This window comes from Rhizobium sp. CF122 (genome assembly GCF_000282035.1).
Lineage (GTDB): Bacteria > Pseudomonadota > Alphaproteobacteria > Rhizobiales > Rhizobiaceae > Rhizobium.
Genome location: NZ_AKKA01000119.1, coordinates 34212 through 51191, shown reverse-complemented (window position 1 = coordinate 51191; position 16980 = coordinate 34212). Strand labels below are relative to the sequence as shown.

At 60.6% G+C, this 16980-nt stretch carries 18 protein-coding genes and 1 pseudogene; 11 read left to right on the top strand and 8 right to left on the bottom strand.

Annotated features, from left to right (window positions below):
• Positions 1 to 68: 68 nt before the first annotated feature.
• The 4 genes from PMI09_RS27310 to PMI09_RS27295 all read right to left on the bottom strand — a co-directional run bounded on the left by PMI09_RS27310 (position 69) and on the right by PMI09_RS27295 (position 4164).
• Positions 69 to 1079, bottom strand: a complete 1011-nt coding sequence (locus PMI09_RS27310) for a D-cysteine desulfhydrase family protein (protein ID WP_007802004.1) — start codon at positions 1077 to 1079, stop codon at positions 69 to 71.
• 261 nt (positions 1080 to 1340) lie between these two features.
• The gene (locus PMI09_RS27305) at positions 1341 to 2534 is read right to left on the bottom strand and encodes a M14 family metallopeptidase (RefSeq protein ID WP_007802003.1); all 1194 of its coding nucleotides are present in this window, start codon (positions 2532 to 2534) and stop codon (positions 1341 to 1343) included.
• A gap of 399 nt (positions 2535 to 2933) precedes the next feature.
• Entirely contained in the window at positions 2934 to 3404 is a 471-nt protein-coding gene (locus PMI09_RS27300) for an aminoacyl-tRNA deacylase (RefSeq protein ID WP_007802001.1), read from the bottom strand.
• 187 nt (positions 3405 to 3591) lie between these two features.
• The gene (locus tag PMI09_RS27295) at positions 3592 to 4164 is read right to left on the bottom strand and encodes a cysteine hydrolase family protein (protein ID WP_007801999.1); all 573 of its coding nucleotides are present in this window, start codon (positions 4162 to 4164) and stop codon (positions 3592 to 3594) included.
• A gap of 118 nt (positions 4165 to 4282) precedes the next feature.
• Between PMI09_RS27295 and PMI09_RS27290 the strand changes: the two genes are divergently transcribed.
• Positions 4283 to 5269 (top strand): GlxA family transcriptional regulator, encoded by a 987-nt coding sequence (locus PMI09_RS27290; RefSeq protein WP_007801997.1) that lies wholly within the window; start codon positions 4283 to 4285, stop codon positions 5267 to 5269.
• 150 nt (positions 5270 to 5419) lie between these two features.
• On the opposite strand, the pseudogene PMI09_RS32450 reads toward PMI09_RS27290, so the two are convergent.
• Together PMI09_RS32450 and PMI09_RS27280 are read right to left on the bottom strand one after the other, a co-directional pair.
• Positions 5420 to 5809 (bottom strand): annotated as a pseudogene (locus PMI09_RS32450) (cytochrome b).
• 117 nt (positions 5810 to 5926) lie between these two features.
• On the bottom strand, positions 5927 to 6403 hold the full coding sequence (locus PMI09_RS27280) for a MarR family winged helix-turn-helix transcriptional regulator (RefSeq protein ID WP_007801992.1): 477 nt from the start codon (positions 6401 to 6403) through the stop codon (positions 5927 to 5929).
• A 96-nt stretch (positions 6404 to 6499) separates the two neighbouring features.
• On the opposite strand from PMI09_RS27280, the gene PMI09_RS27275 reads away from it, so the two are divergent.
• The 4 genes from PMI09_RS27275 to PMI09_RS27260 all read left to right on the top strand — a co-directional run bounded on the left by PMI09_RS27275 (position 6500) and on the right by PMI09_RS27260 (position 9714).
• Positions 6500 to 6868 carry an antibiotic biosynthesis monooxygenase family protein gene (locus PMI09_RS27275; RefSeq protein ID WP_007801990.1) on the top strand — a complete coding sequence of 123 codons (369 nt, stop codon included), beginning with the start codon at positions 6500 to 6502 and terminating at the stop codon, positions 6866 to 6868.
• Between the two features lie 310 nt (positions 6869 to 7178).
• Positions 7179 to 7502 carry a hypothetical protein gene (locus PMI09_RS27270; protein ID WP_007801988.1) on the top strand — a complete coding sequence of 108 codons (324 nt, stop codon included), beginning with the start codon at positions 7179 to 7181 and terminating at the stop codon, positions 7500 to 7502.
• Positions 7503 to 7698: 196 nt separating this feature from the next.
• A complete protein-coding gene (locus tag PMI09_RS27265; protein WP_007801986.1) occupies positions 7699 to 8067 on the top strand; it encodes a hypothetical protein in 369 nt (122 codons plus the stop codon).
• A gap of 609 nt (positions 8068 to 8676) precedes the next feature.
• Positions 8677 to 9714 (top strand): 4-hydroxyproline epimerase, encoded by a 1038-nt coding sequence (locus PMI09_RS27260; RefSeq protein WP_007801984.1) that lies wholly within the window; start codon positions 8677 to 8679, stop codon positions 9712 to 9714.
• Between the two features lie 3 nt (positions 9715 to 9717).
• Here PMI09_RS27260 and PMI09_RS27255 read toward each other — a convergent pair whose 3' ends face one another.
• Positions 9718 to 10200 (bottom strand): RbsD/FucU family protein, encoded by a 483-nt coding sequence (locus PMI09_RS27255; protein ID WP_007801982.1) that lies wholly within the window; start codon positions 10198 to 10200, stop codon positions 9718 to 9720.
• Positions 10184 to 11431 (bottom strand): ROK family transcriptional regulator, encoded by a 1248-nt coding sequence (locus PMI09_RS27250; RefSeq protein ID WP_007801979.1) that lies wholly within the window; start codon positions 11429 to 11431, stop codon positions 10184 to 10186. The genes PMI09_RS27255 and PMI09_RS27250 overlap by 17 nt, the downstream gene beginning before the upstream one ends.
• Before the next feature lie 234 nt (positions 11432 to 11665).
• Here PMI09_RS27250 and PMI09_RS27245 point away from each other — a divergent pair, with 234 nt between their 5' ends.
• The 6 genes from PMI09_RS27245 to pyrC all read left to right on the top strand — a co-directional run bounded on the left by PMI09_RS27245 (position 11666) and on the right by pyrC (position 16908).
• Positions 11666 to 12691: a sugar ABC transporter substrate-binding protein gene (locus PMI09_RS27245; RefSeq protein WP_007801977.1), complete on the top strand. Its 1026-nt coding sequence runs from the start codon at positions 11666 to 11668 to the stop codon at positions 12689 to 12691.
• Between the two features lie 155 nt (positions 12692 to 12846).
• Positions 12847 to 13911, top strand: coding sequence for an ABC transporter permease (locus tag PMI09_RS27240; protein ID WP_007801975.1), 1065 nt, complete (start codon positions 12847 to 12849; stop codon positions 13909 to 13911).
• A 1-nt stretch (position 13912) separates the two neighbouring features.
• Positions 13913 to 14695 carry an ATP-binding cassette domain-containing protein gene (locus PMI09_RS27235; RefSeq protein ID WP_007801973.1) on the top strand — a complete coding sequence of 261 codons (783 nt, stop codon included), beginning with the start codon at positions 13913 to 13915 and terminating at the stop codon, positions 14693 to 14695.
• Positions 14692 to 15318: a nucleoside triphosphate hydrolase gene (locus tag PMI09_RS27230; RefSeq protein WP_007801971.1), complete on the top strand. Its 627-nt coding sequence runs from the start codon at positions 14692 to 14694 to the stop codon at positions 15316 to 15318. Before PMI09_RS27235 ends, PMI09_RS27230 begins: the two co-directional genes overlap by 4 nt.
• A gap of 112 nt (positions 15319 to 15430) precedes the next feature.
• The gene (locus PMI09_RS27225; RefSeq protein ID WP_007801970.1) at positions 15431 to 15778 is read left to right on the top strand and encodes a DUF805 domain-containing protein; all 348 of its coding nucleotides are present in this window, start codon (positions 15431 to 15433) and stop codon (positions 15776 to 15778) included.
• Positions 15779 to 15867: 89 nt separating this feature from the next.
• The gene (gene pyrC, locus PMI09_RS27220) at positions 15868 to 16908 is read left to right on the top strand and encodes a dihydroorotase (protein WP_007801968.1); all 1041 of its coding nucleotides are present in this window, start codon (positions 15868 to 15870) and stop codon (positions 16906 to 16908) included.
• Positions 16909 to 16980: the final 72 nt, after the last annotated feature.

The window sequence follows — 16980 nt, the reverse complement described above, 5'->3', positions numbered from 1 at the left end:
GCTGGGTCACCTTACATGGCTGGCAGCGAAAACGCCCAGGGAGCGCCAGGGCTCTGCGGAGGAGGCAACTACAAGGGAGCGTTCTTGGCGTAGATCTCATCGTACGCGAACAATGCTGGCGCACCGCCGGTGTGGATGAAGAGCACCTCATCCGAGGGCTTAAAGGTCCCTGCCTCGATCCGGTTGTAAAGAGCCGCCATCGCCTTCGACGTGTAGACCGGGTCCAAAAGGATGCCCTCGGACTTCGCGCACTGAACGACGGCATTCCTCGAAGGGCCGTTCGGAAGCCCGTAGCCGGGAAGGTACATGCTATCATCGAGTTCGATAGCATCCGTGGTTCCAGATTCATGGATTCCGACCAGGGGGGCGACGTCAGAGACTAACTGCTCGATAATCGGGCGCTGCATCGCTTTCGACCGTGAGATTGTCGCGCCGACAAGCTTCGCCGTCGAGCCGGTGAGTTTGAGCCCGGCAAGCAGCCCCGCATGAGTCCCGCCTGATCCTGACACGACGAAGATGTGGCTGAACGCCTTTCCGAGTTTCCGTTCCTGTTCCGCGATTTCCAGGGCGCAGGTCACGTAGCCCAGGCAGCCGATCGCGTTCGACCCGCCCAGCGGCACGACGTACGGCGAAAGCCCTTTCACCCGCAACGACGCCGCATGAGCCTCCACCGCCTCGGCGAGCGGGTCGTGGCGTCCGACCCGCACGATCTCCGCACCGACAAGCTTGTCTAGAAGCAGGTTTGCCGAGTTGTGGTAGGTCTCGGAACGGTCGGGAACGTCGTCCTTTAGGACCAAATGGCACGTCAGGCCAAGCTTGGCCGCGACCGCCGCAGTCAAGCGAGCGTGGTTCGATTGTAAGGCTCCGGACGTGACGACGATGTCGCATCCCTTCGCCAGAGCGTCCCCCATCAGATATTCGAGCTTCCGCAGCTTATTGCCGCCCATGGCGATGCTGCCGAAATCATCCCGCTTGATGGAGATCCGCGGGCCACCGTAAGCGGCGGAGAGCCGGTCGAGCGTCTCGATCGGCGTCGGCCATCGGGACAGTATCTGCCGAGGGTGTGCGTCGAGCTGCATGGGATCGGAACCTTGCTCGGTGTAAAGCAGTGAAATCATTAGGAACGTATAGAGTTATGCAGGGTGCGTATAGCCCGTGACGAGTGGAGAACGCGGTTCGCCTCATCGAGGCAGACTTCAACCGCTCGGTGTGGCCTAGATGAGAAAAGCCCCGAGGCCGCGTCCATCCGCTGCAGGAAACACGACATCACCGTCGGTTTGAAGCGCGCGATTTGTGATTCTGAACTACTAAGACGGGCGAAGAATCGCTCGCAAGGCGGACTATTCGGGATAGGACTCAATGCCCTCCATCGTCGGCTTGTGGAAGAGGATGAATACCAGGGGGTTGCCGGGCTCGGACATTGCGTCGCTGCGCTGGCCCGCTATCTCTCCGGCCACGCCGCTCGTATACTCCGCGACCACTTCGCCGAAGCTGTTGCGCTGGATGGCCACCTTCTGTCCAGGTTCGACCTTGTCGTTGAGCTTGACCAAATGCTCGACGATCCCGCCCTGGGTTGCCAGGATAGGGAACGCACTGTTGCCGACGAAGACATTCACGTCCTTGCCTGTCCGGCCCATCGGCCCGGCGACGATGCCGTGATGCTTGAGGACGTTCATCGTGCCTTCCACGAACAGTGAGATCATCTCGACGTTCAGAACGCGAGCAGCACCGATCTCCGGTGTAAAGGACGGGATGCCCGCGTCCATGAACGCGTTGTGCAGGACACCGGGATAGACATGGTTGTCGAAGATCTGGCCGACGGGATAGAGCTCCACCATTGCCTTGACCTCGGGCACATCCATGCCGCCAAGATTAAATGCGGTGACTTCGAATCCGGTTGTTCCGGTGTGGAAGTCGATCGCGAAGTCGGCGTTCGGCCGCAGCAGCCGGTTGAACAGCAGCCCGGCGTGTCGGCTGGGCGCGGTGGCACCGTTCTCGTTCCCGGGCCATTCCCGATTCATATCGATCAGATCTAGGCCTCTGCCCTGATTGGGCCACCTGCGCTGCATGCTTTCAATGGCCGGGCGTGCCACGTCGGTGACCGCCATGACCGTGCCCGACATCTGCGCCGGATCGAGCTGGTTCATCACGGTCTGGACCGCGTGAATGTTACTCATTTCGTCGCCATGCACACCACTGGTCAGGACGCCGCGCTTGCCCGGCCTTGCCCCCTTGGCGACCGTCACGGACACGTACCAGTGCTGCCCCGTGGGCATCTGCGCACCCTGAAAATACAGGAGGTGCTTCTGTCCCGGCTCCAGGTCGTTGACGTCGAGCGCGCTGATAACCTTTTTTCCCCGGATAACATCGCCGGTATAGGCCGTTCCTGATGTCGGATGGGCAGCGGGTGTCGCTGCGTCCTGAGCATTTGCAGCACCCGCGTTGACGGCAAGGGCAGCCGACGCGCCGACCGTGGCAATAGATGCAATCAACAGATCGCGGCGATCGATGCCGTTCTTCAATTTGTCCGACATGATGGAGGCCCTTTGTGATTGAAAAGCTACTTTAGAACAACGGCATGCATGTTGGTCGCGACAATCCCGCGCGACTTCAAACTAGGGTATGCTGCTGAACTGGCAAGGTTGCGTGACTTCTGCGAAGCTAGGCCGGGCTCGTGAACTTGCGGGGTCGTTCGGCAAGATCCGGAGATCGCGCGCGAAGCAGGCCTGCCGTGTGGACGTCGACGGCGGTACCAATCACATGCGAGTTCGCAGTTTCATCTCGTCCGGCGTGCCAGTTCTTTCCGGGACCTACCAAGAAGCGAGATCAGTGAGCGACGACCCGGTGTGCGCCTCTTGACGTACCAGCCGGCAGGATTGATCGACTTTTCGGGCGGCATCGAGCCGCGTCAGTATGACCCTAGGATCACGATTTTACGGTCGGTGACTGAAGCGGGCGATTTGCGCATCCTTCATCAGGTTGCGAAAGCTGAGGCCGCTCATATGCACCAGTGTCCTGTGGTCGCCGCCTTCGAAATAGATGTCGCTGGCATTGCCGAGGCTTTCGTCGAGGATCACAGGCACGTTGTAGGCCGATCCGATCGGCGGAACTGCGCCAATGTCGCAATCGGCGAAAAGCGAACTGACCTCATCTTCCGAGGCGAGGCCAAGGCGTCTGTTCATCACATCCTGTAACGTGCTGAGCTCGATCCGGTGTGTGCTGGGAACGACGGCCAGGACGTATCCCATTTCATGATGTACGACGACTGATTTGGCCAGCCGGCTGCCCGGAACATGTGCGGCTTGTGCCGATTGGCTGGTTGTCGCTGTGCGATGATGAGGCACGGTGTCGTAGGCGACACCCTCACCGTCGATATAATCCTGAAGTTTCCTTGCGATCGTCATCTGGGCGCCCCCTGTATTGCGTGGCGAGGCATGAAAGGTATTCTCCTCTCATCGCCTGCGAAGTCAACGGCGAGCGGCCGCAAATGCCTGTTGCGGTTCGTTGGCTGATGACCGCCATGGGGCGATGGCGGTCGAACAAGCTCTCCAGTGCTCCGCGCGCGGTTGACACGCGCCCGATATCGCCGTGCTAGGCGGAGGCTCTCAGTTCGCTGCGTACGGCCAGTGCCTCGTCCGTCGAGAGCACGGAGGCGTAGGCGAAGGCGAATGCCGCCATGAAGGCCGCATGCGCCTGCGCGGCGGGGACCGACGTGCCGTTGAATTCGAGGTCGCGCGTTGCGCAGGCATCGTGGATGACCGTTACCCGGTACCCGAAATCGCTGGCGGCCCGCGTGATGGCATCGATGCACATATGACTCATACTGCCGACGACGGTGACCTCGTCGATGCCATTGCGGTCGAGTGTCGCCTTCAGATCAGTTTCACGGAACGAGTTGACATGGTTCTTGACGATGACGGTTTCGCCGGGCCGGTCCAGCACTTTCGGGTGAATCTGCGCACCCTCCGAGCCGGCAAGGAAAAAGGCTGCATTCTCGCCGGCCGACTCATGTCTGATATGGACGACAAGATCGCCTGCATCGCGGGCTGCCGCGATCATCCGTGCGGCATTGTCGGCGGCTGCGTCAGCACCGTTCAACGGCCACTTGCCGTTTGGAAAGTAATCGTTCTGAATGTCGACGACGATGAGGGCTCGCTTGTTCATGTCCTTGTATCCTTTCATTCCTTCCGGGGACGATCCCCGTTCGTTGATGGACAAGTTACGTCTGAAGCGGCATTGTGTGGATTGGCGAAATTGACATTATCGAGGCCAAAACTGACAAATGAGCCAGACCGACGCGCCGGCCGAGATCGGTATCCTGCTTTATCCGAACGTCCAGCTCGCAGCCGTCTACGGCCTTACCGATCTCTTCTACCTAGCCAATCGGTTCGCAGCGGTCCGGCAACCGTCGGGAGGCCCCGCCCTGCGTGTAAGCCATTGGCGCGGCACAGAAACCGCAGCGACAATCGAGCGCGTTTTCGATACGGTGCCCGGCACTCCGGGGTCGCCCACCGTCCTCGTCCTGCCTCCAAGCTTCAGCGAGCCGATGACCTCGGAGGAAGCCGGTCCGCTGGCGCGATGGCTTCGTGAGCGGCATGCCGAGGGAACGACGCTGAGCTCCGTTTGCGTCGGCGCCTTCCTTCTTGCAGAAACGGGCCTTCTGGCACACCGCATGGCGACGACCCACTGGGTCTATGCGGACTTGCTGGCGCAGCGCTTTCCCGAGGTGCGGGTGGACACCGACAAACTCATCATCGACGAGGGCGACATGATTACCGCGGGTGGCATGATGGCCTGGACCGATCTCGGTCTCAACCTCGTCGAAAGATTGCTGGGATCGACCATCATGCTCGATACCGCGCGCCACCTCCTCGTCGATCCGCCGGGCAGGGAGCAGCGCTGCTACAGCAGTTTCTCGCCACGCCTGAACCATGGCGACGGGCAGATCCTAAAGGTGCAGCACTGGTTGCACGCGAGCGGCGCGCGCGGGGTGACACTTGCGGCGATGGCGCAGCGTGCCCGCCTGGAAGAGCGCACCTTCCTTCGTCGGTTCCACAAGGCGACCGGCCTGCGGCCGACCGAATATTGCCAGCATCTGCGGGTCGGCAAGGCGCGCGAGATGCTCGAATTCTCGAATTGCACCGTCGAGCAGATCGCCGCTGCGGCCGGTTACGAGGATTCGGGTGCGTTCCGAAAAGTGTTCCAGAAAATCACCGGGCTATCGCCGGGTGACTACCGCAATCGCTTCGGATTGACCGGGCGGGTATGAGGTCCGGCATTATGCCGCGCAAGTTGTGTGAGAGGTGGGACCGAAGCCTGTTTTCAGTGAAAGGACTCGGCATGGAGCGGGCGGCGCTCTTCGCGAGTCTGTTTTGGCTGGTGGCAAAACACCCCGTTTGTTTCGATGCTGCTGCGATGATCAATGCCCGTACCACATGCGCCAGAGCAACCCGTCGCTGCGGATGTAATGGTGGTAGAGCGCTGCACCGACATGGGCGAGTAGCAGAGCGACCAGAAGGTTGGCTCCGAGGCCGTGCGGGATATGCGGAGGATATTAAAGGACGTTCGGCAGTTCAGCGCCCGCTCCACCGAAGATGAAGGGTCCCGCACCATTCAACACAATCATACCGATACCGCTTGCGATCATGCCGAGGATGACAATGTAGAAGGCAATGTGAACGCCGCGCGCCAGCCGTTCCTGCCACAGGAGCGATCCCTGCACCGGCTCGGGCTTCTTATCGAAGAACCACCACCAGACGATGCGGAACGCGGTGAGCAGCAGGGCGATGATCGCTGCGGGGATGTGCATGCGCAGGCTTTCGTGTCCGGGGCAAGCGCGCTGCCCGCCTGAAACCTGGAACCGAGCGCGAGTATAGCGAGGATGGCGACCAGCCGGTGGATCGTGACGGGGATCGCGCCGTAGCGGCTAGTTGTGCTTCTCAGCATCCATTTCTCCTTCGAGTCTTGCTCGCAGCGTCGCCATCACGCGGTGCGCTATCCTGATATCTTCAAGTGAAAAGCCCTCAGCCAACGCGTCGACCCTCGGGTTGTACGCGTTGATCGCGGACTCGTAGGCGCGGCGTCCCTTCGCCGTAAGCACCACGAGATGCGCCCTCCGGTGGTGCGGGTTGGGCTCGAACACCACGATCCCTTCCTGGTGCAGATCATTCACGATGCGCTGAACATTCTGCCGATTAGCTCCGAGATCACGGGCGAGCCACGCCACCGGCTGCGGCCGGTCGGCGTGCACGATCGCTCCGAGAATCTGCCACCGAGCACTAGTCAGCCCGTACGACCCAACTAGCCTGTCTCCCCACAACAGGGTCAGGTTGTTCGCTCTGAACAGGCTGAGGATCAGGTCGGTCAAGGCATCGCCCTTCCGGTTTCGGGTCGTTTCGCTCATTGGCAACATCCATCTATATTGACATTATTATGTCAAGTTAATATGTCTTCATCGTATCGAATTGACATCATGCATACAACCTGGAAGGAGCCCGAAATGTCCCACATGAAGCCCATGGACGAGAGACTACCTATCGAACGCCAACTGGCCATCGAAGCCGCGCCGGTCGTACTCATCAACCTCTTCACACTCGATGCGGCCGATGAAGAGCGCTTTCTCGAAGTCTGGAAGGACGACGCCGAGTTCATGAAGCGCCAGCCGGGCTTTATCTCGACCCAACTCCATCGCGCCATAGGCGAAAGCCCAGCCTACCTGAACTATGCGGTGTGGGAATCGAATGAAGCATTTCGCGCAGCTTTCACACATCCTGAGTTCCGGGCGAAGCTGACGAGCTATCCATCGTCCGCAATTGCAAGACCGCAGCTGTTCCAAAAGGTCGGCGTTGCCAGCATCTGCACGGCCTGACCGGCGAGAAAGAGACACGACAACGAAGGGAGAAGGCGCACGACGCTTCTGTTCAAAACCCTTGCGGTCACGGGGGCAGCGATGTCTGCCGGCGTCAGGAGATGGCAGCTCGCAGAAGGTCATTAGCGGCCGCTCGATCGATCGATCGGAACCTTCGTTGAGGTCACCTCAGTGTTGCCTCTCCGTTGTGAAAGCGCCATGCCGCCGATATCGGCATAGCCGGCCCGCGAGCTTGGCGCAATGTTGCGAAGCCATGATGCGGTCGGCGCTGCGCGTGTGCAGCGATTCATGGCGCATGGCCGGAGGGAATATGCTGAGGAGTATGGTGCGAGCGTTTGCGTTGTGCGCGGCCGTAGTGACGCTTGCCGGCTGCGTCGACGCCAATGCGCCGACGCTCGTGCCCGTCGCAGCACCCTTTGACCCGCCTCTCAATCTGCCGGCTGTCGCCCATCACATTTGCGTCGGCGACGGCAATTTCATGTATCGCGAGGCGAAGAAGCAATACGAACTGCGCGCCGGCATGGGTGGCTATCCAATCGATCCGGCCCAGGAAGAAGCGAACGCGACCGCTGCCGCACACCGGCAGTATGTCACGTGCCTGTCGAGCCAGGGATACCGGATCGCCGATAGATAAGTTCTAGTGAATTGCTGCCGACGGACTCTGCATCGCTTGATACCATCTCCGAACGGAGCAAGCAGTTCTTGAGATCAGCGCCTGCGGATCACGCCCAGTCGCTGCCGATCACGACTGCTGGAGGCTGCGTGTGATCGCGGAACTTTGCTACGAAAGAACGCATTTTTCTCGGATAAATCCAGAAGGAGGATTTATCATGAAAATCTCCAGCTTCGTTCCCGCCCTGTCAGCAGGGGCTCTGCTCACGCTCGCATCAATCACTCCCGTTCAGGCGGCGCCTGTGCAGCCGGTCCCGCTCCCAAGCGCCTCGAACATGGAAATGGTGCAGTACAGTCAGCGGGCAGGCCACTTGAACGGCTATCGTGGCACACGCACCGAGCGCCCGGGCACCCGCCGCGGTCCGGACGGCTATTGGTATCCGCTGGCAGCCTTTGGCGTCGAGGGCGGCACAACGGGTTCGATCGGCAATCAGCCCGTGCGGCCGATGCAACGGCAAACCTACTGCCAGAACACGTTCAGCGGCACCAATGGCGATGGCAGCATGCCCTGTGACAACGGCTATTGATCGCGTTAGGCCAGGGGAAAGGCGGGACGATCTCTCGCCTTTCCGATCATCGATTTCCTCCAACTTTTGGCGATATTTTGCGGTGGGTGCGCCGCGGTCCGGCCACCGTCTGGTAGTATTTGAGCCGCCCCTGCGCAGATTGGCCTGCTTCGCCTAAGAAATTGACTAACTGATCAAAAATGCCGCAAAAATAGGCTTCAATAATAGGCGAGATATGCGCGAGGCGCATTGCTGCATTGCGGTAATCTCCCTATTCCTGATCGAAACAATGGGCTATCTCTTATCTCGAAGGCAGCGCACTCCTCCTCCCAGCGCTCCTTCATCGGACTGACAACACTCCTCCTCCCAGTTGTCAGTCAGGATCAAGAGCCCGGTGCACCTCCTCCCGCACCGGGCTCTTTTCTATTTCAGCCTCCCTCACACATGATCAGGCGCTTGTGCTGGCCCATCTGCTCGGGACTGCGCTACACTGCCGCGAGCCATGGCAGCGTCGGGAAGTCTTTTACCGAGCGAAAAAATCCCGTAGGCAATCGCCAGTGATCTGATATATCAGGCCGTTCGTGTTGATTTGCGCCAGCATCACGCGGCAGGCTTGAGAGGAGTTGACTGATGAGATGGAAGCGCACGATCCAGCTTCTGGATGTTCACGCCGAGGGTGAAATCGGCAAGGTCGCGATCGGCGGCGTGCCAAAGATTCCCGGCAATACTGTCGCCGAGCAGCTGAACTGGCTGAACACCGATCCGAAGGGCCAGGAACTGCGCCGCTTCCTCTGCCTCGAACCGCGCGGCGCGCCGATCGGCTCTGTCAATCTGCTGCTGCCGCCGAAGCATCCGGATGCCGATGCGGCCTTCATCATCCTGCAGCCGGACCAGGCGCATGCGAGCTCCGGCTCGAACTCGATCTGTGTCACAACCGCGCTATTGGAAACCGGCGTCGTCGAGATGAAGGAGCCGGAAACCATTGTCACGCTGGAGACGGCCGCCGGCCTCGTCAAGGCGACCGCGACCTGCCGCGACGGGCGATGTGAGAAGGTGAAGCTCACCATGGTCCCGTCCTTCGTGCACGAGCTCGACGTGGACATCGACACGCCGCACTGGGGCAAGGTCAAGGTCGACCTATGCTACGGCGGTATTTTCTACGCGCTGGTCGACGTCGGGCAGATCAATCTGACAATCGAGAAGGGCAATGCTGCCGCCCTGGTTCAGGCCGGCATGGTCCTGAAGGAACTGATCAACCGCGGCATCGAGGTTGTCCATCCGGAAATCCCGGCAATCTCCGGCGTTGCCTACGTCATGTTCCGCGACCTCGAGGCGGACGGCACCGTTCGCACCTGCACCACGATGTGGCCGGGCCGCGCCGATCGCTCGCCCTGCGGCACGGGCAATTCCGCCAATCTCGCGGCATGGCATGCGCGCGGCAAGGCAAAGGTCGGCGATGTCTTCAAGTCGCGCTCGATCATCGGTTCGGAGTTCGAAGTCGGATTGCTGGCGGAAACCGAAGTTGCCGGTCGCCCCGCGATCATTCCGACCATCGCGGGCCGCGGTTTCACCTTCGGCCTTTCGCAGGTCGCACTCGATCCCTTCGATCCGCATCCGGGCGGTTTTGCCTTGACGGATGTCTGGGGGCCATTGGCCGGCGAGATCTGACGCTCAATAGGTGAAGGGGTCGACCTCTGCCTTTTCAACGGCGTGGTCGCCCGCTCGCTCCGGATAGATGACACCCTTGCGCAGGATGATGTTGGCGTAAAGCCGCGGTTCGCTGGTCTGGATCACGGCGTGAGCGGTCCGTACTCGATTGTAGAAGTCTGCCCCGACGAGCGGCACGACCTGTCGGTGCGGCTCGTGGCGGGCGCAGCAGTCGATCATCTCCTCGTGAACCGGGTCAAGCCTGTCGCGCTCGGCCTTGACGGTCGACCGGAAGATCGCCTCTGTAACAAAGTCGTCGATCGGCAGGACGCTGAGAACGGCGTCGAGCACGGCCACGATGCCGTGGCCATCAAGACGGATCAGCCGCCGTGCATGTTCGACGCCGGGGTAATTGCCGTCGACGATAGCGATTTCGTCGCCATGCCCCATGGCACGCAGCGTCGAAAGCAATTCCGGGCTCAAAAGTGGGTTAAGTCCCTTCAGCATTTTCGACCTCCTTGAATAAAACGTTCTGGTCCGTGAGATAGCGCGCGAAGATCGGTAGGCTGGCGCCGCCGATGGCGCGCGCATGGGCTCCGATTGCGCCTTCGATGATGTCGGGCATGACGACGCCCTGGAGATCGAGCATCGCTGCTTCGTGGATGGTCGCCTGCACGATCCGTTCTCGCACCCATCCGGGAAAGCCGCCGTCGATCACGGCCGCGCTGAAGTCGATGATCGAGGCTGCCGCGACGATCGCCTGCGCGAGTGCTCGGGCGGTGTCCTGGATCCACGTTTCCAGGGGCTCGCCGAAGTCGATCCAGTCGTCGGCTGAATACCAGAGTGGCTGCGGGTCGATGCCGCGCTCCCGCAGCATGTTCTCGAGAACGAAGATTGAGGCAACTTCAAGCAGCTGCAGCGTTTCGCCGTTCTTGCCGCGCACCGGGAGTGGGCCGATGGCGCCAGCCGTACCCGTGCGCCCCGAAAAGATCGCGGAATTGAGGACAATGCCGCCGCCGATGAAGGAGCCGATGAAAAAATAAACGAAGTCGGGATAGGACGGCCCGATGCCGAACACGAGTTCTGCGCCGCAGGCACTTGTCGCATCGTTCTGCAGGTAGACCGGGTAGGGCACGCGGGCGGCAATCTCGGTGTGGAGATCGAAGTCGCGCCATACATCCATCGCGCCCTTGGGTGAACCGACTTCCTCTTCCCAGTTCCAAAGCTCGAACGGTGCCGCGATACCGATGCCGGCAATGCGGCCGCGTTGCTTCTCGTCGAGCCGGCTTTCGAGTTCGCGGATCCCTGAAGTGATGAAATCCAGAAAGACGTCAGGCAGCGGATAGGCATAGGTCTGGTGAAGCTGCAGGCGGATCTTGCCCACGAAATCCATCAACACTAGGTCCGCGCTGCGTCGGCCCATCTTGACGCCGAACGAGTAGACGGCATCGGCATTGAGGCGCATCGGGATCGACGGCTGGCCAACCCGGCCACGCACCGGCTCTCCGCGGGAGAGCAGCCCTTCCTTCTCCAGTGCCCGCATGATGACGGAGACTGTTTGCGCCGAAAGCCCGGTTCGCCGCGCGATATCGGCCTTCGACTGGGAGCCGTAAAGGCGCACCAGCGACAGCACAAGCCGCTCGTTATAGGCGCGCACCCTGATTTGGTTCGCGCCGCCTGCCGGACTCAAAATAGGCGGTTGAGCCGACGTATGTACCGGACCGTCCAAAGACGACATTGGCCACTCCTCCCGTCTGTTGGCCTATGCCCTATTTTCATCGAGCATGCCATATAGAATTAATAATTCAATTGGATTTATTTATTGACAAGGCAATTCCTTTCGCTCTTAATTGCCATCGTCAAACGGCACGGAACGGCTTGGAGGAGGCCGTCGGCGAGACTGCAGCGGTTCTCGTGCCCGTCAATTCCGGCACCGCCAGGGGGCGGGTCGGCTAATCTCAGGGAGGACTCAATGAAGAAATCAGTGCTTTCCGCCGCGCTTGGTGCGCTCGCCCTCGGTGTCGCCTTCTCGGCGCCGGCCATGGCCGCGGATGTTTCCGCCTGCCTCATTACCAAGACCGACACCAACCCGTTCTTCGTCAAGATGAAGGAAGGCGCGACGGCCAAGGCTAAGGAACTGGGAGTGACGCTCAAGTCCTACGCCGGCAAGATTGATGGTGACAGCGAAAGCCAGGTTGCCGCGATCGAAAGCTGCATTGCCGACGGCGCGAAGGGTATTCTGATCACGGCGTCCGACACGAAGGGCATCGTCCCCTCGGTCAAGAAGGCCCGCGATGCCGGCCTCCTGGTGATTGCCCTCGACACCCCGCTCGATCCGGCTGACGCTGCCGACGCAACCTTCGCAACTGACAACCTGCTCGCCGGCAAGCTGATCGGCCAGTGGGCCAAGGAAACGCTCGGCGACAAGGCAAAGGATGCCAAGGTCGGCTTCCTCGACCTGACGCCATCGCAGCCGACTGTCGACGTTCTGCGTGACCAGGGCTTCATGATGGGCTTCGGCATCGACACCAAGGACCCGAATAAGATCGGCGACGAAGACGATGCGCGCATCGTCGGCCACGACGTGACAAACGGCAACGAAGAAGGCGGCCGCAAGGCGATGGAAAACCTTCTGCAGAAGGATCCGAGCATCAACGTCATTCACACGATCAACGAGCCAGCCGCAGTTGGCGCCTACCAGGCCCTCAAGGCTGTCGGCATGGAAAAGAACGTCCTGATCGTCTCGGTTGACGGCGGTTGCCCAGGCGTCCAGTCGGTCAAGGAAGGCGTCATCGGCGCCACCTCCCAGCAGTATCCGCTGCTGATGGCTTCGCTCGGCATCGAGGCGATCAAGAAGTTCGCCGACAGCGGTGAAAAGCCGAAGCCAACCGAAGGCAAGTCGTTCTTCGATACCGGCGTTTCGCTTGTCACCGACAAGCCGGTCTCTGGCCTCGAGTCAATCGACACGAAGGTCGGCACCGACAAGTGCTGGGGCTAAGTCTCACGATATGAATCTAGCGCCGGCCGGGGCTTGATCCTCGGCCGGTTTCGACTGACCATAGCTGCTGCCTGAGAAACCGGCGAACGAAGACCGGCGTGATAAGGGGCAGGGGCTTTCCGCGCGCGGTTTGGCGCGAAAGCGGAGGAGGAACAATGACCGGAGCACAGGAATTCGAACGGGTGCTTGACGGCAGCGACAAGAACGTCGCGTCGTTCGAACACCAAAGCGTACCATTTGTGAAACGTGCGCAGCACTTCCTGCATTCGACCCCGGCCGCCGTGCCGCTGATCGTGCTGGTGCTGGCGATCATCATCTTTGGCTTCGCGCTCGGCGGACGGTTCTTCTCGTCCTACACGTTGACGCTCATCTTGCAGCAGATCGCCATCGTCGGCATTCTCGGTGCTGCACAGACGCTGGTCATCCTGACTGCCGGCATCGATCTTTCGATCGGCGTCATCATGGTCATTTCGGCTGTCATCATGGGCAACTGCGCCATCACTTACGGCATTCCGACACCGATCGCTGTGCTGGCCGGGATGCTTGTCGGCGGTCTCTGTGGCTTGCTGAACGGTTTCCTCGTCGCCTATGTGAAGCTGCCGCCGTTCATCGTAACGCTCGGCACCTGGAACATCGTCATGGCGACGAACTTCATCTATTCGGCCAACGAAACGATCCGCGACACCGATGTCGATGCGCAGGCGCCGCTGCTACATTTCTTTGCGATCAGCTTCAGATTGGGCACCGCCGTGCTTACTCTCGGCGTCATCGCCATGGTGCTGCTCGTTCTTGTGCTCTGGTATATCCTCAATCACACGGCCTGGGGCCGCCACGTTTATGCCGTCGGCGACGACCCTGAAGCGGCCAAGCTCTCCGGCATCCAGGCCAAGAGTGTGCTGCTGACGGTCTATACCGTCTCCGGCATCATTGCCGCCTTCGCAGCCTGGGTCTCGATCGGCCGTAATGGCTCGATCTCTCCCTCGTCCGCGGTGACGGATTATAACCTGCAGGCCATCACGGCGACCGTGATCGGCGGCATCTCGCTCTTCGGCGGTCGCGGCTCGATCCTAGGCACCCTGTTCGGCGCGATGATCGTTGGCGTGGTCTCGATGGGCCTCAACATGCTCGGCGCCGATCCGCAGTGGAAGGTGTTGCTCACCGGCGTGCTCATCATCGCCGCAGTCGCAATCGACCAGTGGATCAGAAAGGTGTCGGTGTAACATGGCAAACGAACCCCTTCTTTCGGCTCGCGGGCTCGTCAAACGCTACGGACGCGTCACCGCACTCGATCATGCCGATTTCGACCTTTATCCCGGCGAGATTCTCGCTGTGATCGGCGACAACGGTGCTGGCAAATCGTCGCTCATCAAGGCCATATCTGGCGCGATCACTCCCGATGAGGGCGAGATTACGCTGGAGGGCAAGCCGGTCCACTTCAAGTCCCCCATGGAGGCGCGAGAGGCGGGCATCGAGACCGTCTACCAGAATCTCGCGCTTTCGCCGGCACTATCGATTGCCGACAACATGTTCCTGGGTCGCGAGATCAGGAAACCTGGCTTGCTCGGCAGCTGGTTCCGTATGCTCGATCGCCCGGCGATGGAGAAGCGGGCGCGCGCCAAGCTCTCCGAGCTTGGCCTGATGACCATCCAGAACATCAACCAGGCGGTCGAAACGCTCTCGGGCGGGCAGCGCCAGGGTGTGGCCGTGGCGCGCGCCGCCGCCTTCGGATCGAAGGTCGTTATCATGGACGAGCCGACGGCCGCACTCGGCGTCAAAGAAAGCCGCAAGGTGTTGGAACTGATCCTCGACGTACGCTCGCGCGGTTTGCCGATCGTGCTGATCTCGCACAACATGCCACATGTTTTCGAGGTCGCCGACCGCATTCATATTCATCGGCTTGGCCGCCGTCTGACGGTCATCAATCCGAAGGAATACACGATGTCCGACGCCGTTGCTTTCATGACCGGCGCCAAAGCCGTGCCGACGGAGCCGGTCGCCGCATGAGCGTCACGATCGACGAAATCGCCGGCGAGGTCATCGACCGCGCCGGCGATATCAAACGCTTCCTGATCGCCATTGCCGGTCCCCCCGGCGCTGGCAAGTCCACCATGGCAGACAATCTTGCCGATGCCCTGAAAGCCAGGGGCGAAACGGCCGAGGTCCTGCCGATGGATGGCTTCCATATGGACAATGCCATCCTCATCGAACGCGGTCTTCTGGCGCGCAAGGGTATCCCGGAAACCTTCGACGTTCGAGGCTTCCTGGATATCATCCGGGCTGTACGCCCTGCCGACCAGGAAGTCCTGATCCCGGTCTTCGACCGGTCCCGCGAGATAGCCATCGCCTCGGCGCGTGTCGTTTCGCCGGAGCATCGCTTCATCATCGTCGAGGGCAACTACCTGCTGTTCAGCCAAGGCAAATGGGCCGAACTCGAAGGCATCTTCGACTACTCGGTCATGCTGGCGCCGCCGATCGAGGTGCTCGAGGAGCGGCTGTGGGCGCGCTGGCGCGGCTACAGGCTGACAGAGGAGGAAGCGAGCGCCAAGGTCTACGGCAATGATCTGCCTAATGGCCAGCTGATCCTCGGCAACCGCCGCAGGGCGGATGTGACGCTCGACATAGCCTGATCTGTCCGCTGTTCCCGCTGAAGTACTGGACTTGCAGCGCGTGATGGAATCGTTGCAGGTTTATCCTCATGCAACTTCTGCTTTATCAGCGGAATGCCTGGAGGGAGAGCGCATGGGTTTCACGGAAGCAGTCTCGACAGTTTTTTCGAAATACGCCGTCTTCAGCGGCCGCGCCGGCCGCCCCGAATTTTGGTGGTTTGCGCTCTTCAACGTCATCGCCTCACTGATCCTGGCCTTTCTGGACAAGGTCCTCTTCGGTTACGAAATACTTGGCGCCCTGTACGGTCTTGCCGTGTTGCTTCCCGGCCTCGGCGTCGCGGTTCGGCGACTCCATGATATCGGCCGCTCCGGCTGGTGGATTCTGGTCGGCGTCATTCCGCTGGTAGGCTGGATCGTTCTTCTCGTCTGGTATGTCAGCCGTGGCACGCCCGGCTTCAATGAATACGGCGCGCCCGCCTGAAACGGTGGGTAAAATGTTTGCCATGCAGCGCGTTGGGGTGATAATGCGCAGGGCTGAACCTTATAGGCCAGCCCGCGGAGTTTCAGCGCATGCAATCGATCACCATCCGTCGTCCCGATGATTGGCACCTGCATCTGCGTGACGGCGCCATGTTGGAAGGGGTGATCGGTGATACGAGCCGCGACTTCGCTCGCGCAATCATCATGCCGAACCTGGTGCCGCCGGTGGTGACCACAACGGACGCCGAAGCCTATCGCGGTCGCATCATGGCGGCGCTGCCGAAGGGCGACAAGTTCCAGCCGCTGATGACGCTCTACCTGACGGAGCACACCAATCCCGATGACGTTGAGGCCGGCAAGGCGAGCGGGCTAATTACCGCCGTCAAGCTTTACCCCGCCGGCGCCACGACCAATTCGCATGGCGGGGTGCGCGATATCGAGAAGGCGATGCCGGTGCTGGAACGCATGGCCAGGATCGGCCTGCCGCTTTGCGTTCATGGCGAGGTGACGACACCTGACGTCGACATCTTCGATCGTGAAGCGGTGTTCATCGAAACCGTGCTCGATCCGCTCCGCAAACGCCTGCCCGAACTCAAGGTCACGATGGAGCACGTGACCACCAAGGACGGCGTCGACTACATCAAGTCTGCAAGGGGCAATCTCGCAGGTTCGATCACGACGCACCATCTGATCATCAACCGCAATGCCATCCTGGTCGGCGGCATTCGCCCGCATTACTATTGCCTGCCGGTCGCCAAGCGCGAGAACCACCGCCTTGCCCTTCGCGCCGCCGCAACGAGCGGCGATCAGCGCTTCTTTCTAGGCACGGATTCAGCCCCGCACGTCGATCCCTTGAAGGAATGTGCCTGCGGCTGCGCCGGCATTTATACCTCGATCAACACGATGAGTTGCCTTGCGCATGTCTTCGAACAGGAAACCGCGCTCGACAAGCTCGAAGCATTCGCGTCGTTGAACGGACCCGCCTGGTATGGCCTGCCGGTCAACGAAGAAAGAATAACGCTGGTCAAGCGTGATAGCCCCGTCAGTTTTCCGAGCAAGGTCGAAACCGGCGCAGGCGTGGTTACCGTTTTCGATCCAATGTTCCCGCTCCATTGGGACGTTGAGCGCTAAAGATCTTTTGTCATCACGGAATGTTTACTGCCGCTCTTCTTTGAGGGCTGCAGCGATATGTTATGCCTGCGG